The organism is Aeromicrobium sp. P5_D10, assembly GCF_054049535.1.
Map to the genome: position 1 here is coordinate 15284 of NZ_JBFUME010000013.1, position 26958 is coordinate 42241.

The window sequence follows — 26958 nt, forward strand, 5'->3', positions numbered from 1 at the left end:
ACAAAGGTACCCAAATTGCAACCTGAACTTTTTTACGGGTTGACTGCAGTTCGATTTATACCGCTACGACAGCCGTCCGGTCAGCCGTTCGTGTATCGAGGAGCTCGCCTCGTTGAGCCCGACCATCGTGACGGACTTGCCGACGGCAGCGTACTTCGCCGCGATCGCATCGAGGGCTGCGACCGAGGAGGCATCCCAGACATGCGAGCCCGTAAGGTCGACGACGATCTCATCCGGATCGTCGGCGTAGGAGAACGAGTAGGGCAGATCATTGCTGAACGCGAAGAACAGTTCGCCCGTGACGGTGTAGACCGCGACGGGGCGGCCGTCACGGTCTACCTCGGTGCGCTCGACCGACGTCAGATGAGCCACCCGGCGGGCGAACAGCGCCATCGCGACGAGCACCCCGACACCCACGCCGATCGCGAGATTGTGGGTCACCACGACGACGACAACTGTCGTGACCATGACCGTCGTTTCGCTCTTGGGCATCCGGCGCAAGGTGCTGGGCCGGACGCTGCGCCAGTCGAAACTGCCGACCGCGACCATGATCATGACCGCGACGAGTGCGGCCATCGGGATGATCTCGACAACGTCGCCGAGGCCCACGACCAGGATCAGCAGGAAGATCCCGGCCAAGAACGTCGACAGCCGGGTCCGGGCACCAGCGGACTTCACATTGATCATGGTCTGCCCGATCATGGCGCAACCGCCCATACCGCCTGCGAAGCCCGTGATCAGGTTCGCGCCGCCCTGCCCCCAGGCCTCCCGGGTCCTGGACGTCCGGGTGTCGGTGATCTCATCGACCAATGTCGCGGTCATCAGCGATTCGAGAAGTCCCACCAATGCCATGGCAAGGGCGTACGGGGCGATGATCTGCAGGGTCTCCCACGTCCAGGGGATATCCGGCAGCCCCAGAGTCGGCAGACTGTCCGGCAAGGCACCCTGGTCACCCACGTCGGGAACGTCGACGCCGGCGACCAGGACGAAGCCCGTCAGCAGCACGATCGCGACCAGCGGAGCCGGGATCGCGGACGTCAGGCGTGGCAGCCCCGCGATCGCGATCAGACCGACCGCGACCATGGGATAGACCTGCCACGGCACATCGACCAGGTGGTCGATCTGCGCGACGAAGATCAAGATCGCCAAGGCGTTGACGAAGCCGAGCATGACCGAGCGCGGGATGAACCTCATGAGTTTGGCCACTCCCGCGACGGCCAGCAGGATCTGGATGATGCCGCCCAACAGGACTGTGGCGATCAGATAGTCGAGGCCATGATCGCGGACGACCGGAGCGACGACCAATGCCACGGCACCTGTCGCCGCCGAGATCATCGCCGGACGGCCGCCCAACACCGCGATCGATACCGCCATCGTGAAGGCGCTGAACAGACCCACGGACGGATCCACGCCTGCGATGATCGAGAACGAAATGGCCTCGGGAATCAGCGCCAGCGCCACGACGAGTCCACCGAGGACCTCGATCCTCAGGAGCCGGGGTGACCGCAAGGCTGCACGCACAGTCGGCGCCGCAGATGACACATTGCTCCCGTCAGACCCAGGTTCAGGGGCACGATGCCCGCGGCGACTCTAGACCAAAGCGTGCTCGTGCGCGAAAACGACAATCTGCACCCTGTCGCGCAGGGCGAGCTTGCGCAGTATCGCGCCGACATGTGTTTTGACTGTCGATTCACTCGCAAACAGGAGCCCGGCGATCTCGACATTCGACAGACCGCGGGCCACGGCCTGGAACACCTCAGTCTCCTTGTCGGTCAGATCGAGGTACTTCGGCGGAACCGGGGTCGGCGCCTTGAACTGTTCGTCGAGGAGGGTCGACAGATCCGTGGGGGCCAGCACCGCATTGCCGGCATGGACCGTGCGGATCGCCTCGACCAACCGGATGGGGGTCGTGTCCTTCAACAGGAATCCACTGGCCCCGTGCCGGATCGCCATCGCCGCCCTGGTGTCGAGGTCGAACGTCGTCAGCACGACGACGCGCACCAGGGCATCACGCCGGGCGACCCGCTCAGGGGTGAAGATCTGCCTGGTGGCCTCGACGCCGTCCATCTGCGGCATACGCAGGTCCATCAGCACGACGTCGGGCGAGAGCTCGTCGACCAGTCGGACGGCCTCGACACCGTCACCGGCCGAGCCGACGACCGTGAGATCGTCGTGAGCGTCGAGGATGACCCGCACTCCCTCACGGAACAGGTCCTGGTCGTCGACCAGCACGATACGGATGGGCTCGCTCATGGTGTCTCGTCTCTTGTCGGCACCCAGGCGGTCGCGGCGTACTCCCGACCTTCGGGCTGTCGGCTCTCGGCGATGAGCAATCGGCCGCCCACCGATTCCAGCCGGGTCTGCATTCCCGTGACGCCCAGGCCGCCGAGACCCTGTGGGGCATCGGTCATGAGGTTGCGCACCTCCAACCGGAGTTCGGCGTCCCAATCCCGCAGGATCCAGATCGGCGCATCGCGTCTGCCGTGGCGCATCGCATTGGTCAACAACTCCTGCAGGACCCGATACGCGACGCTCTCGAGTTCAGGAGGCATCGGACGGGGCATTCCGACAACCGACGACCGGATGTCCTGACCGCTGCGCTCGATGCTGGCTATCAGCGTGTCGAGGCCACCGGGCGGAACCACGACCGACTGATCGCGGCTCGCGACCAGCACCCGTCGCACATCGCCGAGCGACGCGCGTGCCGATTCGGCGATCGTGGCCATCGTGCGGCGCAGCTTCTCGTTGAGGACCTCTGCATCCGGGTCGTCGAGGTACGGACCGCTCTCGGCCTGGGCCAAGATGACCGCCAACGAATGTCCGACGACATCGTGCACATCGTGGGCCAAGCTGGCCTGTGCCTCCTGCAGCCTGGCGATCTCGCGCGCCTGCTCGGACTCCTTCATGGCCCTGGCAGCATCGGCCTCGGCCTCGGCCTGGGAGATCCTGGACTGCCGAACATTTCCGGCCAACCGGAGCACGAGACCGACGAACCAGGGAATGCCCAAGATCGTGATTCCGAGCGTCGCGGCACCGATCTGCCAGGAGTCCCCGACCGAACGGGTCGCCTGGAAGATGATGTTGCTCTGGGGCCCGTAGACCACGGCATCGAGCCGGCCCGAACTGACCAGCACGATCCCGATCACGGCTGCCACCGGTATCGACACCCCGCTGGCGATCACGGTGCCGAGCCGTCCCCAGCGCGCACAGCCGAAGGCCACCAGAGCGGCCGAGACTTCGATCAGCAAGGGATTCAGCTGCTGATCGACCTGGACGAAGGCGATGACCCAGAAGATCAGCAGTCCCGCGGCCGGCAGATGGCGACACGTCGCGACCGCCAGCGCGACCCCCGCGGCCAGTGCGACGTACGGCAGCCTGGCCTCGTATTCGTAGATAGCGCCCGACGAAGCCTCCAACAGGCCCACCAGGAAGACGACGAAACCGAAGGCCAGATCGGGCGCCCAACCGCGGGACAGCTCACGCCAGGTCATGGACATGGATGGTACGCCGTGATCGGCACGGGTCACGCCGGACGTGAGTCCGCCCACGCCGCGACTCCCCCGGCCTCGCGTACGAGCAGGTCCATCACCTGGGGCAGCGACAGGCCTGCCGCCGCGAACATCCGGGGAACCTGCGACTCTTCGGTGAATCCCGGTGTCGTGTTGATCTCGTTGAGAACCGCACCCTCGTCGGTCAGGAAGAAGTCGACCCGCACGACTCCGGTGCAGCCGAGCGCCTCGTACAACGTGACCGCTGCGTCCTCCAGCAAGCAGCGTTCTGTCTCGTCGAGTTGCGCCGGGATCCGGATGTCGGCCGATCCGTCGTATTTGGCGGCCAAGTCGAACACTCCGACCTCGGGACGCACGACGATCTCGGCGGACGGCAGCGTGACGGTCTGACGTGTCGGACCACCCAGCACCGCGATGTCGATCTCCCGGCCGACCACGACGTCTTCGACCAGAACCCGCACATCGTGCGCGAACGCCGCTTCCAGCGCGGCGGGCAGCTCCTGCGCGGTCTCGACGAGGCTCACGCCGTGACTCGAACCCGCGGCGACCGGCTTGACCACGACAGGGTGCGTCCACTCGTATCCGTCCACATCACGCGGCGTCAGCAAGACCGCAGGGGCGGTGCGGATACCCGCCGCATTCGCCGCGGCCTTGGTCGCCCATTTGTCCATCGCGATGGCAGCTGCCGCGACGCCGCAGCCGACATAGATGACACCGGCCAGTTCGCACAGCGCGGCCAACGTGCCGTCCTCGCCCCGCGGCCCGTGCAGCATCGGGATCACGACATCGCAACTGCGCAGGGCGTGCACCGCACCGGCCAGGCCGACAGGACGCTGTTCGCGTTCACGCCAGAGACCGTCACGGTCGATCGTCAGCGGCACGACTTCGTGCCCGGCTGCTGTCAGAGCGCGCGAGACCGCAGCTGCCGACGCGATCGACACATCGTGCTCAGAGTTCTGCCCACCGCCGACGACGGCGACTCGCAGCCGCGCTGCACCGGGTGCGACGGGAAAGGGCGCTACTGAAGAAGTGATCATGAAATGCTCCTGAGTCGTGAGGGTGAAGCCGGGGAGGTCGTACGGATCGCGCCGCGCACTCTGAGGCCCGTGACGATCTCGTGTTCGATCGTGTCGGCCCACGCCGCCCACTCCGTTGTGGTCGGAGCGTTGCCGGGGTCGGTACCGATGACCGTCACAGGCTCTCCGGCTGCCACCGGCAGGTCACCGAGATCGACGACCATCTGGTCCATCGAGATGAGTCCCACGACCCGGCAGCGGCGGCCTGCGACGAGCACCTCGGCTCGTCCGGACGCCGCTCGCGGCAGGCCGTCCGCGTAGCCCAGCGCCACAAGGCCGAGATTCGTGGCGGCCGGCGCGAGCCAGCTGTGGTCGTAGCCGACGGGGGTCCCTGCGCGCACATGCCGGACGCCGACCAGGGGCGATGTCAAGGTGAGGGCTGGACGTAGCCGGTTCCCACCCGTGGGGTCGATCCCGACGAGTCCGGCTCCGACCCGGACCATCGAGTGGTGGCTGGCCGGATCGGTCAGCACCGCGGCGGTAGCGGCCAGATGGCACCGGCTCGGACGCAGTCCGGCGGCCTGAGCCGTCGAGAGCCCTCGCGCGAACCTCGTCCGGGCCGCCAGATTGGCCCGATGTCCCGGAGTGCCCGCGCAGCCAAGATGACTCATGATCCCCACGACCTTGATCCAGCCCTGACGCTCGGCCGCGCGTGCCGCCCCGCACAGGGCCCGCCACTGATCGGGGGCAGCCCCGTCGCGGGCCATACCGGAATCGAGATGCAGATGCACGCGAGCCGGACGTTGGGACAACGCCGCTGCCCGGGCGATCGCATCCAGGTGCCCCAGGTCGGGCACGGCCAGATCGAGATCTGCCTCGAGTGCTTCTGCGAAGTCGGCCGTGCAGTGATTGAGCCAGCTCAGTATCGGGACGTTCAGTCCGGCGTCGCGCAGTGGCAGCGCTTCGGCGATCGAGGTCACACCGAGCCAGCTGGCGCCGTGGGCCAATGCGGTTCGGGCGATGTCCTCGGCACCGTGGCCGAATCCGTCCGCCTTGACCACCGCCATCAGATCCCCCGGAGCCAGAGCGGCCAGCAACTCGGTGTTGGCTGCGACCGCAGCGAGGTCGATGTGCAGACGTGACCGGCCGTCGCGCTGTCGCGTCTGAGCCAGCGCCCGGGCCGTCATGCCGCGATCTCCGACGCGGGTCCGTATATCGCCGCGGGTGCATCGGCCAGCAGCGCCCAGTATCGATCGCCGAAGCTCCAGTGCCACCATTCGGTCGGATAGTTCACGAACCCGGCACCGCCGAGCACTTCGGCCAGGATCTGCCGGGTGGCGCGGGCGTCGGCGCTGATATCGGGTGCCGCGAAGTAACAACGACCCTGACTCTGTTCGGGCGTCTCGTTGATCGCGGTACCGAGGTCCAGTTCACGCCGCTCGACATCGACCAGCGTCAGGTCGACGGCCGCGCCGGCCACGTGCGGGGCGACCTCGAGCGGTGCCACGAACCGACTGCTCAGGCGACGCACATCGTCGCTCGACAGATCCGGATCGAGCCGGCGCAATTGCGCGGAGTAGTCGGCGATGATGGCGCTCTGCGCCCGTGCGCTGCGGTGGCCCTCGACGACTCGCAGCTGCAAACGTCCGGGCAGCGCGGCCCGAGCCACGTCCAGCCGGTCGGCAAGTCCCGCGCGGACCAGCGCACGCGCCGGGCCGAAACCGCCGTCGAGACGCACGAGCTGCTCCCCGCACTCATCGACGGGGATCGATGTGACATGTGAATTGGTCAGGAGGATCGTCATATCACCAACCGTGCTGCAGGCGGCCCGTTCCGCGCCTCCGACTGAGGTACCGGACGACTGGCCTCAGGTACAGACAAATAGCCCGCCGGATGAGGCGCCGCCCCGGGCGCTGGAACCACGATGGTCGACATGATCCCCATGACTCTGGCCCAGATCGCGGCCGTCACCGGCGGCATCGTCGACGCCGACGATCCGCAAGCACGGGTGACCGGCCCCGCGTACCTCGACAGCCGCGAGCCCGTCGAGCGCGGACTGTTCGTCGCGATCAAGGGCAGTCGCGTCGACGGTCACGATCACGTCGGTGGCGCACACGCGGTGCTCGGATCACGCCGTACCGACCGGCCCACCGTCCTCGTCGACGATCCTGTCGTCGCACTCGGCCGTCTGGCCCGGCACGTCGTCCGCGCCGTCGGACCCCGCGTGCACGCGCTCACGGGTTCGCACGGCAAGACCACGACGAAGGATCTCCTGGCCGATCTGATCCCGTCGGCGGTGGCGACAGCGGGCAATCTGAACAATGAACTCGGCGTGCCGTTGACCTGTCTGCGGTTGCAACCGGACGACAGCGATCTCGTACTGGAGATGGGTGCCCGCGGCGTCGGCCATCTGGCCTGGCTCGTCGACATCGCCCGTCCCGACATCGCCGCGGTGCTGGCCGTCGGCACGGCGCACATCGGCGAGTTCGGCTCAGGCGAGTTGCTGTGTGCCGCCAAATCGGAACTGGTCCAGGCCCTGGCGCCCGGTGGAACAGCCGTGCTCAACGCTGATGATCCGGCCGTTGCCGCGATGGCCGGTTTGACCCCTGCGCGGACACTCACGTTCGGACGCTCGGGCGATGTCAGCGTCAGCCAGAGGCGCCTGGATGCCATGGGCCGGCCGCACTTCCGCCTCGGCCACGAGGGCCGGTCGGTGCCTGTACAGCTGTCGCTGATCGGCGAACACCAGGTCATGAACGCCGCGGCAGCCGCCGCGATAGCACTGGCTGCAGGACTGGATCTCGACACCGTGGCCGAAAGACTCAGCACGGTCCATGAGGTCTCGCCGCATCGACTCGTACCGATCACGACAGCCAGCGGAGTCCTCGTGATCGACGACAGCTACAACGCCAACCCGGCTTCGACTGCCGCGAGCCTGAAGGTTTTGGCCGAAGCCGGCGCTCACCGGTCTGGCCGCACGATCGCGGTGCTCGGCGGGATGCGCGAACTCGGTGCGCTCACGACGCGTGCCCACCGTGACATCGGGGCCCTTGCCCGCCACCTCGGCATCGACCGCCTCCTCGCGATCGGCGACGCGGCCCCTGCGGCCGAGGTGTTCGGCCGCGATGCGACGGTCGTCGCCGATTCAGCAGGGGCGATCGGTGCGCTGGGCGCGCTGAGTGACGGGGACAGCGTCCTGGTCAAAGGCTCACGCGCCTGCGCGCTCGAGGTCGTGGTGGCACACCTGATCGAGGCCCACGGCGGCGCCCTCGCAGGATCCCCCGCGTGAGCGCGCCCGACACCCTGGGTCGCCGACGCGAGCTGTGGCCCGACGTCGCCAAGGGCGTGTGCATCGTCCTGGTCGTGCTCTGGCACGTCGTCACAAAACACTTCCAGCAGGTCGAGTGGGACACCGGCTTGCCAGTATCGGGATTCTGGGGACGTGTGGGCGAGCTCCTCCTGCCACTGCGGATGCCGCTGTTCTTCACGATCTCCGGGATGTTCGCGGTCACCGCCGTAGCCCGACCGCTCTCGATGCTGATCCGGACCCGGATCGCGAAGTTCGTGTACCTGTACATCGTGTGGCTGCTGATCCACACCGCGATCATGTCGTTCACGCCGCACTTCGACACCGCACGCGCTCAAGGCCCGTGGCAGCTGATCGAATATGCCACGATCAATCCGACCAACCTGTGGTACCTGTATGCCCTGGCGGTGTACTTCACGATCGCCCGACTCGTCCGACCGGTCCCCCGCGGTTGGGTCCTGGTCGCGGCGTTCCTGGTTTCGGCGGCCGCAGCCTCGCATCTGCTGCTCGATCCGAGCAACCGCGCGCAGGTCTTGCAGAATCTGTTCTTTTTCCTGGCCGGTCTGTACGGACGTGAACCGTTGGAACGTCTGGCGCATCGGGCCAACGTTCGAACCGCGCTGACCTGCTTCACGGTCTACGCGGTGTGCGTCGCAGCGATGTACGCCCTCGGAGCCGAGGCCTGGTTCGGCATATGGCCCGCCGTTTCGATCCTTGCCACGCTGTTCGGGCTGACAGGGGCGGCGGTCGTCGCCCGGCGTGCCCGCCGCACCACCGCGACGCTCGCATTCCTCGGGCAACGCACGCTGCCGATCTACGTCATACATCTGGCGGCACTGGCCGGATTCGACCAGTTGACCCGCAAGATCGACTTCGAACCGACGTGGGCCGGGTACGCCGTGGTCGAGCCGATCCTGCTCACTGCAGCGTTGATCGGCGTCTGTCTGGCCCTGGAGCAGTTGCTGCGGTGGATTCGTGCGGACTTCCTGTTCGACCCACCCTTTGCTAGAGTCAAAACGTTCGTTTGACGCACTCTTGTTCGCACTGCGAACTTTAGTTATCGAGAGTTGAAACTGTCTTGACATCTCATATCTACGCTGCTGCGCGTACCCCGTTCGGCCGGTTCAACGGTGCGCTGGCGGGCGTCCGGCCCGACGACTTGGCCGCAACGGCCTTGGCCGGCGTCCTGGCCAAGGCGCCTGGGCTCGATACCGCACACATCGACGACATCGTCTGGGGCAATGCCAACGGCGCCGGTGAGGACAATCGGAATGTCGGCCGGATGGCGGCGCTCCTGGCCGGACTGCCCACCTCGGTCTCCGCAACGACGGTCAACCGACTGTGCGGATCCAGCCTCGATGCCGCCATGATCGCATCGCGCACGATCGAGACCGGCGACGCGACCATCATGATCGCCGGCGGCGTCGAATCGATGACGCGGGCTCCCTGGGTGCTGCCCAAACCCGCTCGCGGTTTCCCGGCAGGCGATGTCACGGCAGTCTCGACGACATTGGGCTGGCGCCTGGTGAACCCCCGCATGCCGAAGGAATGGACCGTCTCGCTCGGTGAGTGCAATGAACAGCTACAGGAACGTTTCGGCATCAGCCGGAGCCGTCAGGACGCCTTCGCGGCCCGCTCGCACGAATTGGCGGCCGCCGCCTGGGAATCCGGCTTCTACGACAATCTCGTCGTACCCGTCGACGACGCACAGCTCCCCCGCGACGAGTCGATCCGGCAGGGCACGACAGCCGACAAGCTCGGCGGACTCCGACCTGCTTTCCGGCCCGACGGCACGATCACGGCCGGAAACGCCTCCCCGCTGAGCGATGGCGCCGCAGCGCTGCTGCTCGGCTCGGAAGCTGCCGCCGATCGGATCGGTCTCGATCCGATCGCCCGCATCGCGGGCCGCGGTGTGCACGCACTCGATCCGCAGGACTTCGGCTTCGCTCCGGTCGAGGCCGCCAACGCCGCCCTGGCGCGCGCCGGAATCGCCTGGTCCGATGTGGCCGCGGTCGAACTCAACGAAGCCTTCGCAGTGCAATCCCTTGCGTGTGTCGACGCCTGGAAGATCGATCCCGAGATCGTCAACGCCAAGGGCGGTGCGATCGCGATCGGCCATCCTTTGGGGGCCTCCGGCGCGCGGATCGTCGGCACCCTGGCACATCGCCTGCGCGAGTCGGGCGATCGCTGGGGCGTCGCCGCAATCTGCATCGGAGTGGGTCAGGCACTGGCCATGGTTCTGGAGAACCAAGAGGCGATCCGGTGACGGTGATCGCGGCAAGCACCGCCGAGGCGGTCAGCGGTATCCACGACGGCGCCACGATCCTGATCGGCGGATTCGGCATGGCCGGAATGCCCGTGGCCCTGATCGATGCGCTGATCCAGCAGGGAGCCGACGAGCTGACAGTCGTCTCGAACAACGCCGGCAACGGCGACACCGGTCTGGCAGCGCTGCTGGCGGCCGGTCGGGTTCGCAAAGTCATCTGCTCATTCCCCCGCCAGTCCGATTCGTGGGTTTTCGACCGGCTCTATCGTGCCGGGGAGATCGAGCTCGAGGTCGTCCCACAGGGGAATCTGGCCGAGCGCATGCGGGCCGCCGGCGCTGGGATCGGGGCGTTCTTCTGCCCCACCGGCGTCGGCACCCCCTTGTCGGAAGGCAAGGAGACCCGAACGATCGACGGTCGCGACTACGTCCTGGAGATGCCGATCCGCGGCGATGTGGCCTTGATCGGCGCGCACGTGGGCGACCGGGCGGGCAATCTGGTGTACCGCAAGACAGCCCGCAACTTCGGTCCGGTCATGGCCACCGCAGCAACCACCACGATCGTCCAGGTCAACCGAGTCGTCGAAGTCGGTGACCTCGATCCCGAGGCAGTCGTCACGCCCGGGATCTTTGTCGATCGCATCGTGGCAACAGGACAGGATCAGGCATGACGACCTCTCTGAGTTCCAGCGTGACCATCGAGAATCCCCACCGCGCCCCGTTGACCCGCGACGAGATGGCCGCCGTCGTGGCCGGTGACATCCCGGCCGGCTCCTACGTCAACCTGGGCATCGGCCAACCCACCAAGGTCGCCGACCATCTCGACCCTTCGGCCGATATCACGCTGCACACCGAGAACGGCATGCTCGGCATGGGCCCGGCTGCAACCGGGGACCAGATCGATCGCGACCTGACGAATGCCGGAAAGGTCCCGGTCACCGAACTGCCCGGGTCGTCCTATTTCCATCACGCCGACTCCTTCGCGATGATGCGCGGCGGCCACCTCGATGTCTGTGTCCTCGGCGCATTCCAGGTCTCGGAGCATGGTGACCTGGCCAACTGGCACACCGGCGCCCCCGACGCGATCCCGGCTGTCGGCGGTGCGATGGATCTGGCGATCGGCGCCAAGGACGTGTTCGTCATGATGAATCTGTTCACCAAGACAGGACAAGCCAAGATCGTCCCGGCCTGCACGTATCCGCTCACCGGCCTGGCCTGCGTCAGCCGGATCTACACCGAAGCCGCCACCTTTTCCGTCGAGCCCGCGGGCATCACCGTCATCGAGACGTTCGGCACGACGGTCGACGAACTCAGCCGACGACTCGACGTACGGATCACCCGCCTGGAGCGCTGAAACCGCGATTGGACCGGTCCGGCCCGGGTACCTCCTGGTCATGAGCGAATACACGAGCGAAGAATTCGAAGCCATCCAACGCGTGGTCGATCGGGTCGCCGCATATCAGGACGGTGCGGTCGAAGGCACCGTGGAGCAAGAACTCCGGAAGGGTTGTGACGAGGCGGGTCTCGACCTCCCCGTCGAGCACATCGAGACTCTGGCCACCGCGATCAATGAGACGGACGGCAACGTCGATTCTGCGGCGCTCCTGGCCTAGCGACCAGACTCCAGCCGCTCCCACACATCTGAGGTCTCCGCCAGCACGCCAGGCGCATTGATCCGCTGAAAGTTGCGGCCTCCCCGATCGAAACTGTGGCTCACCGCGGCCGGCACGATCACCGGATCCACCGGTTCGCGGTGCCAGCGACACGGTCTGACGTGCACCAGATCGTGGGCTTCGCCGGCACGGTCGCGCACGAGAGGTCCGGCGATCTGCCCGAGGAACAGCAGCCCCTCCCCGTCACGGGTCCATACGTAGGAGCCGTCTGCCGCCTCGGCGAATCGTCGCAGCCGCGCCTGTGTGCGGCGCTCCTCGTGGGGTTGCCCCTTCACACCGACTCCGACGTAGCCCGCCGCCAGAGCCCAGTCGACGGCCGCGCCGGCATCGATGTCGTCGACCCGCGAGCGCATCGGTGCCCGATACACCTCACCGGCCCGGACCGTCACCACCGTTCCCACTACCGCGCCCTGAGCGGTAGGACGACCCACACCGACACGACGAACAGCGCAAGTGCCGCCACGACGATACTGGCGATCCACCACGGACCGATCAGATCGAGAATCAGCCACACGGCGCCGGAGATCGCCACGATCTGGGCAGCGAGGCCCCACCGGGCCAACCGGTCCGCCATCTCGACAAGCCACGGGCGAGCGCCCTGGTGGAACAGCGCGCGATGCAGTGCGACCGGCGTCATCAGCAGCAGCGTCGCGACGACCGCACAACACAGGACCGAGCCGTAGACCGCATGCCTTGCTTCTGACAACTCCTCGAAACGCGGGGTGAACGGGATCGTCAGCAAGAAGCCGGTCAGGATCTGTATCCCGGTCTGCGCGACACGCAGTTCTTGAAGAAGCTCCTGCCAGTTGCGGTCGATCTTGTTCCCGGCCCCCTCCGTCGATGAAGCCTCGCCGGACGATGGCATGTCAATGCTCGCGCAGTGCCTTGACGAGTTCAGCCTTCTTCTTGCCCGAGTAATTGCGCAGGCCGAGCTCTTTCGCGCGGCGGCGGAGTTCGGGCACGGTCCAGTCCTCGTACGAGCCGGACTTGCCGCCCTTCGCCGCGACCGATGACTCGGACCGGCCTTTTTGGGCCGCCGCATTCGAGATGCGGGCCGCCTTCTCCTTCGACGCGCCATCGTCGCGCAGATCTTCGTACATCGACGGATTCTTCACGCTGGAGTTCTTCTTGGCGGGCATGATCACTCCTTGTCTCGTGGTGCTGCTTCATGGTGTCGCCGGCCTTGGGTACGCCGGTCTTCCTTCATCTCGGCCTCGAACAGGTGCTTCCTGCCCGCCGTGAGTCCATCTCGTACCGCACGTTCGTGTGTGCGAAATGCCGCGTAGTAGCCGGCGTCGTACTCCTCGACAACCTGGAACGACCAGCGGCCCTCCAGGATGTTGCGACCCACCAGATCGTGCTCGATATCGGCAGCGAACTGCTCGTGACCGGCTTGACGCAATAACTCGACGGCATCTCCGAGCATCAGATCCGCGGTCCCGCAACGTCGGTGGAAGGCGTACAGGAGACCGCGGGCCTCTTCGACAACTTCGAGTGCCTCGCTCAGCTTGCCGACCGCCTCGACCGTCTCAGTCGTGACGCCGTCGGGACGGGTGTGCTGCTCGCGCGGGCCACTGCTCATCGAACCTCCAAGGCTATTGCCGACACGTACCCGCAGAAGCGGCTTGTATGCACCGCGTCAAAGACCGCGGAGGGAACGTGGGCGGTCGATCGCGAGCGTCACGGTGCGAGCTTCCCAGTCGATCGAGGCGATCTCGGACCAGTCGACGTATCCCGCATGCCGGTGCACCCAACGCAGGATCTGCTGGATGAGCCATGGGCCCTGCTGGCAATTGCGGTCGTATCCGAACAGCGTCCCCGGTCGATTGCGACCCACGATCATCCCGTCCACGGTCAAGGTCGGCAGATGGCCGCGTACCGGCCCTTGCGCGAGCCTGACGTCGGTGACGAGGTCGTGGGCCGTACCGTCGCGAAGAATCACCCGCATCCCCGCGAGTCGGCTGAATCGGTGCCGATCCCCCGTGTCGTCCGGACCGGTGGCCATCGAATCGGGAGTCCGGTCGTCCGACGAGGATTGCGGATCGTGGCCGGCCCCGGGCAGCGCATCGATCAGATGGACGCGCGTCCAGGTCTCCAGCCCGTCTATCTCGATCTGCCGGCGCGATCTGTCCAGCGTCAAAACTGTCGCGAGACCGCTGACATGTGTGTAGTCGATACGACGGGGTTCCTGCGGCGAACGCCGGGCGAGTCGGCTCCACGAGTCGACCACCAGCTCACCGAGCACGCCGCCCAGACGCGGGCCGAGTGCACCGGGACCCACCAGCAGCCCGCTCACGATCAGGCGGCTGTCGTGCTCGGCCACCTCGATGTCGTCGACCTTCGCGATCATGGCGCCGTCGCTGCTGACGATCTGGCGGTCGAGCAGGTCAGTCTGGACGTCGATCGCGCCTTCGATGTGCATCCCGAGTGCCTTCATGACGTGCCCATCTTGGTCCAGATCATCAACGGGATCGCCGCGAACGAGGCCAGCAGGACCAAGACCATATAGATCGTTCCCAACGTGTTGGAGAGCACCCGGTTGCGGTACTGACCCATATAGCCGCGATCATTCGCGACCATCAAGATCGGCAGATACGTCAGCGGAAGTGCGACAGCGGAGAACACCACCGAGAACTCGGTGACCATGATCGGATCCACGGTCGTCAACAGCACGATCACGGCGAGGATCGTCGCGACCAGGATCACGGCATGGAAGCGGGCGGCCTCGAACGGGCGCACGAACTTGCCCCATTGCCAGCCGAAGTACTGCGCGATGCTGTAGCCGAGGGACAGTCCGGTCTCGCAGGCGGCACCGAACGTCGCGGCGAAGAATCCAAGAATCGCGATGACCAGACCGATTTTGCCCAAGGCGATCGCGACCGGCAGGGCGACCTGACCCAAGGTCGCGACCTCGATGCCCGCCGGCATGAGAGTCACTGTCGCGACTCCCGCGATCGCCAAGGAAAGAGTGCCGCCCAAAGCGAATCCGACGAAGACATTGGCGCGCATCGTCGCGATCGAGGAGGAGTCCCACTCCTCCTCGACACCCCCGGAGGAGAAGAAGAAGACTTCGTACGGTGTCATCGCGGCTCCGAACAGCGCTATCGCGAAGTATGCATAGGTCGACCACTCCTCGCCGCCCGGCTTGTCGAGGGTCGCGGCCGAGTGGAACAGCTCCGACCAGTCCGGCCCGAGCTGCCAGAGCGCGACGGCGTAGACGATCAGCGCGAGGCCCAGCAGTCCGAACACGTTCTCCATGATCGAGAACTTCGCCCGCCACAACACGATCCACACCGCCGCGGCGGTGACGGGGATCCACAACACCTCGTGGACGCTCGTGGCGAGCTCCAGCGCCAAGGCCATGCCGCCGATCTCGGCGACGTACGTCAAGAAGGTGACCGCCATCGAGCCGCCCAGGTTGACCAGGCCGATGCGCGGTCCCAGCCGCTCGCGGACGATGTCGAACGTCGGCCGGCCGCTGGCGGCCACGACCCTTCCCGACATCTCGGCGAACACCATGATGCCGCCGACGCCCACCAGCACAACCCATGCCAAAGACATGCCGAAGCGCGAGCCGACCTGCGCATTCGTCACCAGGTCCCCGATGTCGACGAAGCCGCCGATCGCCGTGAGCACACCCAGAGCGACCGCGAACAACCTGCTCATGAGGCACTCTCCTCAAGAGTCTGCAATCGGCTCGCCAGCTCCCCAAGCTGTCGGCTGATCACTGTGTACTGCGCAATCTCGCGACGCTCGATCGCACGGCGCGCGTCCTGCATGGCATCGGCGGCCTCGTCGAACAGCGTCCCCGCGGACTGCCCGAGCCCATCTTCGCCCGGCGGCGGATTGAGCGACTCGAATCCTGCTGCGGTCTTCTCGAGCCCGGCCTCGCTGTAGCGCACCTGAGCGACCACGACAGGCCGGGTGATCTTGTCACGATCCAGCAGATCCAGCATCAGCTCCACGGTGCCGACTTCACTCGCAGCCGTCGCGAGTGCCGTCGCCGCGGCGTCGCGATACGTGTCGTCGTCAGGACTCGCGACGACGCAGCCCGACATCAGAACCAGCGCGGCGAGGCCTGACGCGAGACCAGACCGGACGTTCATCGGTGGTGTCGTATCAACAGCCAGCCCAACACCGCCACCTCGAGGATGAGGCCGGCCCAGCCCAGCGACAAAGCGATCGGCAGGGTCATGACGCTCCGAAGACCTCAGCGATTCGCGCGTTGAACGCCTCCAGGTCGCCCGGGTTGCGCGATGTGACCAGATCCCAGCCGTCCGCCGAGCAGTGCACGACTTCTTGATCGACCCATGTGCCACCGGCATTGACGATGTCGGTGCGCAGCGAGGCATAGGAGGTCAGGGTCTTTCCGGACACCAGACCGGCCTCGACGAGCAACCACGGCGCATGGCAGATCGCCGCGACGGGTCGCCCGGCACCCGCGAAGGCCCGCACGAAATCGAGCGCCGCATTCTCCATGCGCAGTTTGTCGGCGTTGACGGTGCCACCGGGGAGGATCAGACCGTCGTAGTCGGCCGGCGCCGCATCGGTAATCGCCACCTCGGCGTCGTACACGGCGTCCTTGTCGACATCGTGCTCCATGGTCTGCACCGGGCCGGCTTCCGGCGCCACGTGATCGACCTGCCAGCCGCGTCGCTCGATGGCTTGCCGAGGCGAGATGAGTTCAGCTTTCTCAACGCCGGTATTCGACGTCAGGATCGCGATTCGCATGACAGCTCCTGTTCGTGTGAGCTCCTCCGATGCATCGCCCGTACCCCGATGGAGGCCGATTTATTCCTCGAGTCGCGCCGTCCCATCCGACGGTTGACGAACCGCTCACGGGGTACATGCACGCCATGACCGACTCACCCACAGATGCAGCAGAGCCCAGACCCGGGCGGCACAAGAAGGACGCTGACCCGTCCGATCCGGCGCTTGATGACGGCGACTCCGCCGACTGGACGTCCGAAGGCGGAGCGACCCCCGAAGGCCCCGCTACGGCAGCCGAAGCGGACAACGAATAGGTGGCCGAGAACGGCGCGACGACGAACTCCATCGACCTGGCAACACTTCGCGCCAATATCGATACTGCGTGGCCACTGCCTGCAGGAGGACAGACAGGTCGACGGTGGGATCTCATCTCAGCCCTGGCGCGCCATGACCTCCCGCTGGTCAAGCTGGTAGAGCCACATCACGACGCCGCAGCGATCCTGGCAGATCTCGACGGCCCGGCCATCGAACCGGGTCAGGCCTGGGCGGTGTGGGCCGCCGAACCACCGTTCGCAGTTCTGGCGGGGCGTCACGGCACCGGCGGCTGGACCCTTTCGGGGCGGAAGGCGTTCTGCTCCGGCGCGGCCATCGTGACGCATGCCTTGGTGACTGCCGAAACGACGCACGGATCACAGCTGTTCGCGATCGATATGGCGAGCCACGGAATCTCCACCGATGAGGCAGCACCATCCTGGGTGGGGCCGGGCATGGCCCGAACCGGCACCGTCACGCTTGAGTTCGACCACGTGCCTGCGACGCCTATCGGCTCCCCCGGCGACTACACCGATCGGCCGGGCTTCTGGTGGGGTGCGATCGGCATCGCCGCCGCCTGGTTCGGGGGCGCGCGCGGCATCTGCGATCTGGTCGAGACAGGACGCCTCGACCCGCATGCCGCGGCGGGTCTCGGCGCGATACGCGCCGATCTCGACACGATGGAAATGACGCTCGAGGCCGCCGCATGTCGGGCCGACCAGCAGAGCATCCCTCTTCCGCAGGTCGAACGCATGGCGCAGTCGATCAGGGCTCGGGCCGCAGCGTTGGCCGAGGACACCCTCACGCGTGCCGGCCACGCCCTCGGGCCCGGCCCCCTGGCCTTCGATGCCGATCACAGTGCGCGGGTCGCCGATCTCCAGGTCTTCGTCCGTCAGCATCACGGCGGACGTGATCTGGCACGTCTGGGATCGCTGGGACCCGCCCATGCCTAGCCGTTGGAGGCATTACCTCGAAGGTCTCCCCGCAACGCCCCCGCATGATCCCGGCGGTTCGATCCTCGTCCTGTCCGCCCATCCCGACGACGAGGTGCTGGCCGTGGGCGCCTGGCTGGTCGGACAGACCGGCCGCGATGTCACGTTCGTGACGGCAACCGATGGCGAAGCCTCACACCCGGGCAGTCCCAGTGTCACGCCCGAGCAGCTGCGCGCCCGACGTCCGCTCGAGCTGATCCGGGCATTGGCCGCGCTCGGCTTCCACTCCCCTCAGATCCACCGGCTCGGTCTGCCCGACGGCGCTCTCGCCGACCACGGCGCAGCCTTGGCCACCGCGCTGGCACCGTTGGTAGCCGCCGCCGATCTGGTCCTCGCACCGTTCGAGCACGATGGTCACCCCGACCACGACGCCCTGGGGGCCGCCGCAGTGCGACTGTGCGACGGCCACACCCCGATATGGCGGTTCCCCGTCTGGACATGGGCATGGACCGAGCCGGATGCTCAGCCGTGGCTGGACCGAATTCGCCGCCTCGACTGTTCCTCGACCGCACGGATGCGCAAACGCCGGGCGATCAGCGCCTTCACATCCCAGGTTCGCCCTCTCAGCGATCACCCGGCAGATCTCGCGGTGGTCGAGCATGCCTTGCTGGAACATGCGTCCTATGCACCGGAAGCGATCGTCATATGACCCAGCCCGAGTACTTCGAGGACATGTACGCGTCGTCGAGCGATCCTTGGAGCCTCGCCGAGCGCGTGTACGAGCGCCGCAAGTACGACGTGACGATGGCCAGTCTGCCTCGAACGAACTACCGCCGGGCCTTCGAGGCGGGCTGCTCGATCGGTATGTTGACTGCCCGCCTCGTGGCCCGTTGCGATGAAGTCATCGCGACGGACCCGGTGGCGAGTCCGCTCGTCGAGGCCAAACGTCGAGCACCCGACGCGGTCTTCGTCCAAGGTGCCATCCCCGAGGCCTGGCCGCAGGGGACATTCGATCTCATCGTGCTCTCCGAACTCATGTACTACCTGTCCGCCGCTGATCGGCAGAGCACGATCGACCAGGCACTGGCCAGCCTCGAACCCGGTGGGCACTTGGCCGCGGTCCATTGGCGGCACAGTTTCGAGGCAGCCGTCTGTACTGGCGACGATGTGCACCGGGAGCTGATGGCCCGGCCGGGCTGGACCGTCGTGGTCCAGCACATGGAGGACGACTTCCGCCTGGAGGTGTTCGAGCGTGCGGCGATCTGAACCAGCCATCGTGTCGGTCGTGGTCCCGGCGCGCGATGAAGAGACGTTATTGCCCACAGCTCTCCACGCACTGCGGGCCGCGCGCCTGCGAGTTCCGCACATCAGCGTCGACATCACAGTGGTCGCCGATCAATGCACCGATCGCACGGCCGAGGTGGCGGCCGGTCTCGGTGCGGACGTCGTCGAGATCGATGCCGGCAACGTCGGCGCGGCGCGGGCCGCCGGATTCGCCGCAGTGCTGAGGCGCCATGCTGGCAGCACGCACCGCCAGTGGCTCGCCACGACCGACGCCGACAGCCGGGTCCCTGCGGGCTGGCTCGGATCCCAGCTGCACGCCGCCCGACTCGGCTACGACGTGTTCTGCGGGACGGTCGTCCTCGCGCCGCTGGATCGTAACGAGTTCGCGGCCTGGGTCAAGCAGTACTTCGACGATGCTGCCCACGGCACCCACCACGGGCATATCCACGGTGCGAACCTCGGGCTCACTGCGACGTGCTACGAGGCGATAGGCGGTTTCAGTCCGCTGTCCAGCGGCGAGGATGTGGATCTCATCCACCGATGTGACCGGGGCGGTGCCAAGATCGCCTGGAGCACCGCCGTTCCCGTCACAACCTCGGCGCGCCGAGAGGCCCGGGCTCCGAACGGAGTCGCTGCCGACCTGGCACTCCAGGCCCAAGGGTTCAGACCATCTTGATGACCGTTCGGCCCGGCCCACTGCGGCCGAACGAGTCGAATCCGGTCAAGACATCGACGAAGTCGAGCTGTGGGCCCACCAGCTCGGCGAGTCGCAGCTCGCCGTCACGGTAGAACCGCGAAAGCATCGCGATGTTCTCGGCCGGGACACCGCCCCCGCCGCGACAGCCCACGAGCCGGCGCGCACCGTTGAGCACCCGCGCATCGACCGGGACCGTGGCACCAGGGGCCGTCAGCCCCACCAAGACGCAGGTCCCGCCGATTCGGGTCTGGTCGAGGCACGCCACGATCAGAGCCGGGCTGCCCACGACCTCGAACGCGAAATCGACCCCGTCGGGGACGATCGCACGGACGTCCAACTCTTCACGGCGCGAGTCCACGACATGCGTGGCGCCGAGTCGACGGGCCAGGTCCAGCGCTGCAGCGTCGACGTCGGCGGCGATGATCGTCGTCGCGCCGGCGATCCGGGCGCCTTGGATGATGTTGAGGCCGACTCCCCCGCAGCCCACGACCAGCACGCTGTCACCCGGCTCGACCTGCGCCGTGTGGATCGCCGCCCCCACGCCTGTCACAACGCAGCATCCCGTCAGGCACATCAGATCGAGCGGCAATTCAGCATCGATCTTGATGGCCTGGCTCGCCCTGACGGTTGTGTACTCGGTCAACGTGCCGACGCCGAACAACGGGAAGATGTCGTCCTCGCGCTGGCGAATCGTCGAACGTCCGTCCATCTGCACCCCGGCGAATCCGGTCCGCCGCCATTCGCTGTCGCACTCATCGCTGCGTCCTCGCCGGCAGGCACGGCACGCACCGCATGGCGACGACAGCGCGAGGACGACGTGGTCGCCGACCGACAGCCCGTCGACCCCCGGCCCGACCGACTCGATGATCCCGGCGCCCTCGTGCCCGAGGATCACCGGGAACCTCTGGATCGGCTGCTCTCCTGTGAGAGCGTGCACGTCGGTCGCGCAGATCCCCGAAGCCACGATACGAACCCGGACCTGTCCGGCAGCAGGGTCACTGACCTGCACCTCTTCGAGGACGGGTCGGGTACCCGGCTCACGCAGGACCAGCGCCAGCGAAGCGATCACTGCAAGGGCTTTGCAGTGCCTGAGACGAACTCGCTGACTCCTGTGCGCACCGAACCAGTCTGCCGCAGCATCAGGTTCAGGTCACGCGCGTACTCCATGGCCCGGTCGTAGTCGAGCTCCTGCACCTGCCGGTAGAGATCTTTCGTGTACTGCAGCGCCGATGCGGGCTTCGCCGCGAGATCGGCAGCATAGGCCTGGGCGGCAGCGACCACGTCCTCATCCGCCACCACGGTGTTGATCAGGCCCAGCTCCTTGGCCTCGGCGGCCGGGATGAGCCGTCCGGACAGCAGCAGGTCGAGCGCCTGCCTGCGTCCGACGAGACGACTCAGACTGACCATGACCATCGCGGCCACCAGGCCACGGTTGACCTCGGGGTAGCCGAAGCGGGCCCCCGCGCCGGCGAAGACGAGATCGCACGACATCGCCAGCCCGCAGCCACCTGCCACAGCCGGCCCGTTGACCGCGGCGATGACCGGCTTGGACAACCGCGGCAGTTGCCGATGCACCTGCATGGATTGGGTCGAGCGGTCGTAGTTGGCCTGGAATGCGTCATCGCCGAGATTGCGGGCACCCTCCTTCAGATCGGCGCCCGAGCAGAAGGCCTGGCCACTCCCGGTCAGCACGACAGCGCCGACATCGGGGTCCTCAGCAGCCCGATCCAGCGCGGACGACAGCTGCTCCAGCAATTCCTTGCTCAACGCATTTCTGGCCTCCGGGCGGTTGAGCGTGATGGTGCAGACCCGGCCGTCCTGGGAGACGAGAACCGGGCCTTCGGTGATGGTGTCGATCGTCATATGTCGTCCTTGTCCTGCCGTGACGTGCTCGTCACGGCTCCTCTGGTGATGAGTGCGGTGATCGCGGCCTCGCTGTGGCCGAGTTCGCGCAGCACGTCGATGGTGTGCTCTCCCAACTGGGGCGGGGCCGACATGATCCGGGTGGGTGTCTCGGAGTAGCGGAACGGCAAGGAGATGGCGGGCACTTCGCCGATGACCGGATCGACGTACGACTGCACCATCGAGCGGTGCTGCACCTGCGGCAGCGCGAACACCTCGTCGATCCCGTGGATCGGAGACGACGCGATCGTCGCATCGTCGAGCAGCTTGCTCCAGTTGTCGGCTCCACGCCGCAGGAAAGCGGTCCGGATCAGCGGATACAACACGTCCTGGTGCTCCGTGCGGGCCGGCGGCGAGGCGAAGCGCGGATCCTCGATCCACTCCTCGTGGTCCAGCAACCGGCAGAACGCGGGCCACTGCCGCTGATTGGGCACAACCTGCAGGAACCGCCCGTCGGCGCACTCGAATGCCGCCGACGGCACGCGCTGCGGGTTCTCGGTGCCGCTGCGCTCCGGCACGACGCCGGTGTGCAGATAGCGCGAGCCGACAACGCTGAGCATTGAGACGTTGACGTCCATCATGGCCAGGTCGATGTACTGCCCCTTGCCCGTGCGCTGGCACCGGAACAAGGCGCCGAGGATCGCGGCGTAGCCGTAGATCGCGCTCGACAGGTCGGCGATCGGAATCATCGACTTGACCGGCGTGCGGCCGGCTTCACCCGTGACGCTCATGAAGCCGCTCGCGGCCTGGATGATCGGATCGTAGCCGCGCTTCTCCCGCCACGGCCCATCCTGTCCGTAGCCGGACAACGAGTAGTAGACGACCGAGGGATTCAGTTCGCGGATCGTGTCGTAGCCGAGTCCCAGGCGATCGATGACGCCCGGCGTGAAGCTCTGCATCACGATATCTGCTCGACTGGCCAGATCCCGGACGATCGCGAGACCGTCGGGATCCTTCAGATCGATCGCCAGGCTGCGCTTGCTGCGATTGATCGAGCCGAAATAGCTGCTGACTCCCCCGACGATCGGCGGCCACACCCGGGCCTCGTCACCCGTCAGGTGATGTTCGACCTCGATGACGTCAGCGCCGTGCTCGGCCAGCATCATCGCGGTGTACGGGCCCGACAGCGCACCCGTGAGGTCGAGCACCCGGATGCCGTCGAGGATCCCCTCGGAGATCGTCACGCTCATGCGTCGACCGTTTCGTGACGGCGCAGGTACTGCCCCGCGCGGCCCGGCAGCGGATGTTCGAGCCGGCGTTCCAGGAAGCCGTTGATCGCCGGCAGTGCGTCGAGGTCGACGCCGGTGTCGATGCCCATGGCCCGGCACATGTAGACCAGGTCCTCGGTCGCGAGATTCCCGCCTGCGTCACGGGTGAACGGCGATCCGCCGATGCCTCCGATCGCACTGTCGAACTGCCATGCACCGGCCTGCATCGCCGCAAGGACGTTGGCCAGGGCCAGCCCGCGGGTGTCGTGCAGGTGCAGGGCGAGATCGACGTCGGGGAACTCGGTCAGCAACCGGGTCACGATCGAGAAGACCGCGCTCGGATCGCCCTCGCCGGTCGTGTCGCCGAGCGATAATCCAGTGGCTCCGGCGGCCACGAAACGGCCGGCCAGCCGCATCACGTCATCGGGTGTGACGATATCGCCGTAGGGAGATCCGAAGGCCATCGAGACGGTGCCGACGGCCTGGCGGCCGGCCTCGCGGGCCAGCTTGATGACGGCCTCGGTCTCGATCATCGACGCCTCGGTCGTACGACGGACATTGCGCAGATTGCCCTCATCGCTGGCTGCGACGAACACCACGATCGTGTCGACGTCGGTTGCCAGCGCCCGCTCGACTCCCCGCACATTGGGTACTGAGACATCGAGTTCCAGACCCGGCCGTCTGATGACACCGGCCATGACCTCGACCGCGTCCGCCATACGCGGGACGGCTTTGGGGCTCACGAACGACGTCACGTTGATACGTGGGAAGCCGGCATCGGCGAGGCAGTTGATCAGCTCGATCTTGGCTGCCGTGCCGATTTCGACGGGCTCGCTCTGCAGTCCGTCACGGGCCGACACCTCGCGGATGACAACCTTCTCGGGGATCTTCATGGTGACCTCTTTCATGGCTCTCGGGTTCCGACCTGGACGACGGCATCGACCGCGACACCTGCTGGCGACCGTGACCTCAAGATGACGGGATTGATCTCGATCTCCACGACTGACGGGTCCTGTGCGAGCGCGAGGCGCAATGCCTCGACGACTCCCATGACGTCGTGAGCGCACGCGGCGGAGTGCGGGCCGAGATCGCCGAGGAATTTCAGCTGACCCAGGGCCGCCGTGACATCGGCGGCAGTCACCGGCTCAAGCAGGATGACCCGGTCCTGCAGCAGTTCGACGTGCCTGCCGCCCGTGCCGATGACGTACATCGGACCGAACGTCGCATCGCGCCTGGCCGAGACGATGACTTCGGCGATGATGCCGTCGACCATGGTCTGGACGAGGATGTGACCCGCGCCGATGGCCTTGGCGCGGAACGCGGCAACCAGCGCCATCAGCTCATCGCGGTCCTCCACGCCGATCACGACATTGCCCGCAGCAGCCTTGTGCAGGACCCCGGTCTGGAGCAGCTTGACCGCGGCCGGCAGCCGAACCGACGACAGATCCGGCGTCTGCCGGATCGCGAGGTCGATCACGATCTGGTCGGGGAATCTGACTCCGCACCCGGCGAGGCGGGTCATGGCCTCGACATCGCCCAGCGCGGTAGTCGACGCCGGTGCCTCGACGACGAGCGGCACGTCCACCGAGCCGACACTCGATCGCAGCGCCGTGATCCGGTCGAGCACCCGCAGCTCCTGGGCCGCCACCGACGGATCCGTCGCCGTGATCGCACCGAGTGAACGGAAATAGGCGATGTCGTCGTTCGACAGCGCACCCACGACGGAGATGACGGCGTCGGTCGAGCCGATCAGTCGAGTCAACGTTGCCCGGATGTTATCCCAGGCGATCGGCGATCGGGGCAGATTGCTGACCACGACGACCAGGGCATCCAGCTCGAGATCGTCCACGGTCAGGTGCAGCAGCCCCAGGAACGCCTCGGGGTCCGATGGCACGGTCCCGCCGAGGTCGATCGGATTGTGCGGGGTGCAGAACGGCAGCAGCTCACGCATGTGGCGTTGTGTCTGTTCCGGGACGTCCGGCAGTTCGAAGTCCTCACCCACCAGCGCCTCGGCGGCCAGGATTCCCAGGCCGCCTGATGTCGTCATGACCGCGAGCCGTTCGATACGGTGCGGCGTCCGCAACGGCGGCAACGAAGCGCCGAGTGCAACGGCGGCCTCCGTGATCGACCGGGCCCGGAACACACCGAGCCGGTCGAATACCGCGTCGTACACCGCATCGTCACCGGCGAGCGCCGCGGTGTGCGACTGCACCGCTGCAGCACCCACCGACGTCGCACCGGCCTTGATCACGATGACGTTCTTGCCCCGCCTGCGGCATTCGGCGACCGCGGGGATGAACGAGTCGACGTCGCGGAGTCCTTCCAGATAGATCACGACGGCACCGGTCAGATCGTCCTGCGCGTAGTGGCCGACGATCTCCCCCAGTCTCAGATCGGTCTCATTGCCGGTACTCGCGAAGTAGCGCACGCCGAGCCCCACCTCGGACAGCAGACCCACGAGATAGGCGCCCACGGCACCGCTCTGGCTCACGATGCTGATCGGTCCGGCACTGATCTGTCCCGACACGAACGCCGAGGCCGGACTCGCGATGAGTCCGCTGTGCGCATTGACCACGCCGAGGCAGTTGGGACCCAGCACGCGCATCCCGGAGTCACCGATGATCTCGGCGAGCAACTGCGCCTGGGCGGTCACGTCCCCTTCGCCGACTCCCGACGACAGCACCGTCACGGCACCGACTCCGCGCGCGACGCAACTGCGCAGCACCGACGGGACGGTGCCGGCCGGCGTCAGGATCAGCACGTGATCGACCGGACCCGGCCGGACGTCGTCCAGCGAGGCGGCGGCCGGTGTCCCGTCGAACAGCGGACGTCTCGGATTGACCGGCAGGACCTCGCCGGTGAACCCCGATCCGAGGATCGTCTGCATCGCCCGCAGACCCGGCGACCCCGGCGTGTCGGAGGCCCCGACCACGGCGAGTGAGCGGCTGTCGAGCAGAGCGCCGATTCCGCCGGCCGCCACGAGGGACGACTGCTGCCCCGTCATGCCGCACGTCCCACGATGCGGGCCAGATCGTCCAGCGTGACACCGGCGACCGCGGCATCGTAGGTCGCCGAGCGGTACCACGTGTGCAGACCGACCTCCCACGTGAAGCCCATGCCACCGTGGCACTGGATCGCGAGTTCACACGCCCGCCGGTACCCGTCCGCGCAGTGCAGTCGGCTCGAAAGCACCGCTTCGATCCTGTCGTCCGCACGCTGTGAGACGAGCCAAGCCGTGTACGTCGAGAGCGACCGGGACGACTCGATCAATGTCGCGATGTCGGCAACCTTGTGTTTGACCGCCTGGAACGAGCCGATCGGCACACCGAACTGTCGACGTTCGACGACATAGGCGATCGTGCGTTCAAGCAGCGCGACCGAGGCACCCACCGCCTTGCCGTCGAGGAACAGCAGATACGACAGGAGTCCGTCGACCAGGAGCTGCTCGATCGGGAGACCGTCGGCACCCGCTTGCACGAAGTCGGCCTCGCCGATCCGCACGCCGCTCAGGACCACATCGGCCGAGGCGCGTCCCGGGTCGACAGTTCGTACGGGCTCGACCTGGACGCCTGCGGCAGCGAGGTCGATCCTGACCAGGAGCCACTCGCTGCCCGTCGACACCGGCAGCACGAGCGAGGACGCCACAGCACCGAACTGGACGCCGCCGAGTTCGCCGTCGATCGTCACGCCGTCAGCCGTCACGTGAGCCCGGACCGCGGGTGGAACGGCTTCGGCCCCCTGCACGACGTGCCGGGTCAGATCGGCCAGATGGCAGGTGAGCAGCTCGTCCGGCGGCGGGCCGTCGACCGGCAGTCCGAGCGCTCCGGGCGCCAGGCCACGAAGCACAGGCAGGAGAAATCCTGCGACAAGCTCGACCGGCGCCGGCACCAGCGAACGGCCGAACTCCTCGGCCATCACGACACCCGAGATGGGCCAGGCCGAACCGCCTGCCTCCTCGGCCATCGGCACGAGGTCGAGCCAGCCCTGATCCGCGAGGTTCTTCCAGGTCAGGCGGTCGAATCCCGAGTCGCTCTCGCAGATCGCTTGATAGGCGTCGGTGGGCACCAGATCGGCGAGGAATGCTCGCAGCCCGTCCTGGAGATCCCGTTCATCCGCAGTCAGTGAGTAGTGCACGTGTGTCCTTC

At 66.9% G+C, this 26958-nt stretch carries 31 protein-coding genes; 11 read left to right on the forward strand and 20 right to left on the reverse strand.

From position 1 onward, the window contains the following. Positions 1-63 precede the first annotated feature (63 nt). The 6 genes from ACXJKC_RS20320 to ACXJKC_RS20345 are packed head-to-tail and all read right to left on the reverse strand — an operon-like array spanning position 64 to position 6329. On the reverse strand, positions 64-1542 hold the full coding sequence (locus ACXJKC_RS20320; RefSeq protein ID WP_456698574.1) for a SulP family inorganic anion transporter: 1479 nt from the start codon (positions 1540-1542) through the stop codon (positions 64-66). Between the two features lie 48 nt (positions 1543-1590). Then, complete coding sequence (locus ACXJKC_RS20325) at positions 1591-2253, reverse strand: response regulator (protein WP_456698575.1); 663 nt, start codon at positions 2251-2253, stop codon at positions 1591-1593. Further along, positions 2250-3491, reverse strand: coding sequence for a sensor histidine kinase (locus tag ACXJKC_RS20330; protein ID WP_456698576.1), 1242 nt, complete (start codon positions 3489-3491; stop codon positions 2250-2252). The genes ACXJKC_RS20325 and ACXJKC_RS20330 overlap by 4 nt, the downstream gene beginning before the upstream one ends. A gap of 32 nt (positions 3492-3523) precedes the next feature. Further along, positions 3524-4546 carry a D-alanine--D-alanine ligase family protein gene (locus tag ACXJKC_RS20335; RefSeq protein ID WP_456698577.1) on the reverse strand — a complete coding sequence of 341 codons (1023 nt, stop codon included), beginning with the start codon at positions 4544-4546 and terminating at the stop codon, positions 3524-3526. After that, positions 4543-5712, reverse strand: coding sequence for an alanine racemase (gene alr, locus ACXJKC_RS20340; protein WP_456698578.1), 1170 nt, complete (start codon positions 5710-5712; stop codon positions 4543-4545). Before alr ends, ACXJKC_RS20335 begins: the two co-directional genes overlap by 4 nt. Then, complete coding sequence (locus ACXJKC_RS20345; RefSeq protein ID WP_456698579.1) at positions 5709-6329, reverse strand: M15 family metallopeptidase; 621 nt, start codon at positions 6327-6329, stop codon at positions 5709-5711. The genes alr and ACXJKC_RS20345 overlap by 4 nt, the downstream gene beginning before the upstream one ends. A gap of 129 nt (positions 6330-6458) precedes the next feature. Here ACXJKC_RS20345 and ACXJKC_RS20350 point away from each other — a divergent pair, with 129 nt between their 5' ends. The 6 genes from ACXJKC_RS20350 to ACXJKC_RS20375 are packed head-to-tail and all read left to right on the forward strand — an operon-like array spanning position 6459 to position 11708. After that, positions 6459-7814, forward strand: a complete 1356-nt coding sequence (locus ACXJKC_RS20350; protein ID WP_456698580.1) for a UDP-N-acetylmuramoyl-tripeptide--D-alanyl-D-alanine ligase — start codon at positions 6459-6461, stop codon at positions 7812-7814. Then, on the forward strand, positions 7811-8860 hold the full coding sequence (locus ACXJKC_RS20355; protein WP_456698581.1) for an acyltransferase family protein: 1050 nt from the start codon (positions 7811-7813) through the stop codon (positions 8858-8860). The genes ACXJKC_RS20350 and ACXJKC_RS20355 overlap by 4 nt, the downstream gene beginning before the upstream one ends. A 50-nt stretch (positions 8861-8910) precedes the next feature. Beyond that, positions 8911-10098: a thiolase family protein gene (locus ACXJKC_RS20360; protein ID WP_456698582.1), complete on the forward strand. Its 1188-nt coding sequence runs from the start codon at positions 8911-8913 to the stop codon at positions 10096-10098. Beyond that, positions 10095-10766 carry a 3-oxoacid CoA-transferase subunit A gene (locus ACXJKC_RS20365; RefSeq protein ID WP_456698583.1) on the forward strand — a complete coding sequence of 224 codons (672 nt, stop codon included), beginning with the start codon at positions 10095-10097 and terminating at the stop codon, positions 10764-10766. The genes ACXJKC_RS20360 and ACXJKC_RS20365 overlap by 4 nt, the downstream gene beginning before the upstream one ends. Next, positions 10763-11449: a 3-oxoacid CoA-transferase subunit B gene (locus tag ACXJKC_RS20370; protein ID WP_456698584.1), complete on the forward strand. Its 687-nt coding sequence runs from the start codon at positions 10763-10765 to the stop codon at positions 11447-11449. Before ACXJKC_RS20365 ends, ACXJKC_RS20370 begins: the two co-directional genes overlap by 4 nt. A 40-nt stretch (positions 11450-11489) precedes the next feature. After that, the gene (locus tag ACXJKC_RS20375; RefSeq protein WP_456698585.1) at positions 11490-11708 is read left to right on the forward strand and encodes a hypothetical protein; all 219 of its coding nucleotides are present in this window, start codon (positions 11490-11492) and stop codon (positions 11706-11708) included. On the opposite strand, the gene ACXJKC_RS20380 is transcribed toward ACXJKC_RS20375, so the two are convergent. The 8 genes from ACXJKC_RS20380 to ACXJKC_RS20415 all read right to left on the reverse strand — a co-directional run bounded on the left by ACXJKC_RS20380 (position 11705) and on the right by ACXJKC_RS20415 (position 16499). Further along, positions 11705-12157, reverse strand: coding sequence for a GAF domain-containing protein (locus ACXJKC_RS20380; protein ID WP_456698586.1), 453 nt, complete (start codon positions 12155-12157; stop codon positions 11705-11707). The genes ACXJKC_RS20375 and ACXJKC_RS20380 overlap by 4 nt on opposite strands. An 11-nt stretch (positions 12158-12168) precedes the next feature. Next, on the reverse strand, positions 12169-12633 hold the full coding sequence (locus tag ACXJKC_RS20385; protein ID WP_456698587.1) for a DUF6328 family protein: 465 nt from the start codon (positions 12631-12633) through the stop codon (positions 12169-12171). A gap of 1 nt (position 12634) precedes the next feature. Next, positions 12635-12907, reverse strand: coding sequence for a DUF7218 family protein (locus ACXJKC_RS20390; protein ID WP_456698588.1), 273 nt, complete (start codon positions 12905-12907; stop codon positions 12635-12637). Positions 12908-12909: 2 nt separating this feature from the next. Then, positions 12910-13350, reverse strand: a complete 441-nt coding sequence (locus tag ACXJKC_RS20395; RefSeq protein ID WP_456698589.1) for a hypothetical protein — start codon at positions 13348-13350, stop codon at positions 12910-12912. 57 nt (positions 13351-13407) lie between these two features. Then, positions 13408-14205: a hypothetical protein gene (locus ACXJKC_RS20400; protein ID WP_456698590.1), complete on the reverse strand. Its 798-nt coding sequence runs from the start codon at positions 14203-14205 to the stop codon at positions 13408-13410. After that, positions 14202-15434, reverse strand: coding sequence for an NRAMP family divalent metal transporter (locus tag ACXJKC_RS20405; RefSeq protein ID WP_456698591.1), 1233 nt, complete (start codon positions 15432-15434; stop codon positions 14202-14204). The genes ACXJKC_RS20400 and ACXJKC_RS20405 overlap by 4 nt, the downstream gene beginning before the upstream one ends. Further along, entirely contained in the window at positions 15431-15874 is a 444-nt protein-coding gene (locus ACXJKC_RS20410) for a hypothetical protein (protein WP_456698592.1), read from the reverse strand. Before ACXJKC_RS20410 ends, ACXJKC_RS20405 begins: the two co-directional genes overlap by 4 nt. A gap of 85 nt (positions 15875-15959) precedes the next feature. Continuing rightward, the gene (locus ACXJKC_RS20415) at positions 15960-16499 is read right to left on the reverse strand and encodes a type 1 glutamine amidotransferase domain-containing protein (RefSeq protein WP_456698593.1); all 540 of its coding nucleotides are present in this window, start codon (positions 16497-16499) and stop codon (positions 15960-15962) included. Positions 16500-16624: 125 nt separating this feature from the next. On the opposite strand from ACXJKC_RS20415, the gene ACXJKC_RS20420 reads away from it, so the two are divergent. The 5 genes from ACXJKC_RS20420 to ACXJKC_RS20440 are packed head-to-tail and all read left to right on the forward strand — an operon-like array spanning position 16625 to position 19682. Beyond that, positions 16625-16792: a hypothetical protein gene (locus ACXJKC_RS20420; protein ID WP_456698594.1), complete on the forward strand. Its 168-nt coding sequence runs from the start codon at positions 16625-16627 to the stop codon at positions 16790-16792. Further along, on the forward strand, positions 16793-17743 hold the full coding sequence (locus ACXJKC_RS20425) for a hypothetical protein (RefSeq protein ID WP_456698595.1): 951 nt from the start codon (positions 16793-16795) through the stop codon (positions 17741-17743). It abuts the gene before it with no gap. Next, positions 17736-18431, forward strand: coding sequence for a PIG-L deacetylase family protein (locus tag ACXJKC_RS20430; protein ID WP_456698596.1), 696 nt, complete (start codon positions 17736-17738; stop codon positions 18429-18431). Before ACXJKC_RS20425 ends, ACXJKC_RS20430 begins: the two co-directional genes overlap by 8 nt. Then, the gene (locus ACXJKC_RS20435; protein WP_456698597.1) at positions 18428-18988 is read left to right on the forward strand and encodes a class I SAM-dependent methyltransferase; all 561 of its coding nucleotides are present in this window, start codon (positions 18428-18430) and stop codon (positions 18986-18988) included. Before ACXJKC_RS20430 ends, ACXJKC_RS20435 begins: the two co-directional genes overlap by 4 nt. Next, positions 18975-19682: a glycosyltransferase gene (locus ACXJKC_RS20440; RefSeq protein ID WP_456698598.1), complete on the forward strand. Its 708-nt coding sequence runs from the start codon at positions 18975-18977 to the stop codon at positions 19680-19682. The genes ACXJKC_RS20435 and ACXJKC_RS20440 overlap by 14 nt, the downstream gene beginning before the upstream one ends. On the opposite strand, the gene ACXJKC_RS20445 is transcribed toward ACXJKC_RS20440, so the two are convergent. From ACXJKC_RS20445 to ACXJKC_RS20470, 6 genes are read right to left on the reverse strand one after another with little or no spacing between them, the layout of a single operon-like run. Then, on the reverse strand, positions 19669-20772 hold the full coding sequence (locus tag ACXJKC_RS20445) for an alcohol dehydrogenase catalytic domain-containing protein (RefSeq protein WP_456698599.1): 1104 nt from the start codon (positions 20770-20772) through the stop codon (positions 19669-19671). The genes ACXJKC_RS20440 and ACXJKC_RS20445 overlap by 14 nt on opposite strands. Next, positions 20769-21566 carry an enoyl-CoA hydratase/isomerase family protein gene (locus ACXJKC_RS20450; RefSeq protein WP_456698600.1) on the reverse strand — a complete coding sequence of 266 codons (798 nt, stop codon included), beginning with the start codon at positions 21564-21566 and terminating at the stop codon, positions 20769-20771. The genes ACXJKC_RS20445 and ACXJKC_RS20450 overlap by 4 nt, the downstream gene beginning before the upstream one ends. After that, positions 21563-22795, reverse strand: a complete 1233-nt coding sequence (locus ACXJKC_RS20455; protein ID WP_456698601.1) for a CaiB/BaiF CoA transferase family protein — start codon at positions 22793-22795, stop codon at positions 21563-21565. Before ACXJKC_RS20455 ends, ACXJKC_RS20450 begins: the two co-directional genes overlap by 4 nt. Then, entirely contained in the window at positions 22792-23706 is a 915-nt protein-coding gene (locus ACXJKC_RS20460) for a hydroxymethylglutaryl-CoA lyase (RefSeq protein ID WP_456698602.1), read from the reverse strand. The genes ACXJKC_RS20455 and ACXJKC_RS20460 overlap by 4 nt, the downstream gene beginning before the upstream one ends. Positions 23707-23717: 11 nt before the next feature. Beyond that, a complete protein-coding gene (locus ACXJKC_RS20465; protein WP_456698603.1) occupies positions 23718-25817 on the reverse strand; it encodes an acetate--CoA ligase family protein in 2100 nt (699 codons plus the stop codon). Continuing rightward, positions 25814-26947 (reverse strand): acyl-CoA dehydrogenase family protein, encoded by a 1134-nt coding sequence (locus ACXJKC_RS20470; RefSeq protein ID WP_456698604.1) that lies wholly within the window; start codon positions 26945-26947, stop codon positions 25814-25816. The genes ACXJKC_RS20465 and ACXJKC_RS20470 overlap by 4 nt, the downstream gene beginning before the upstream one ends. Positions 26948-26958 lie beyond the last annotated feature (11 nt).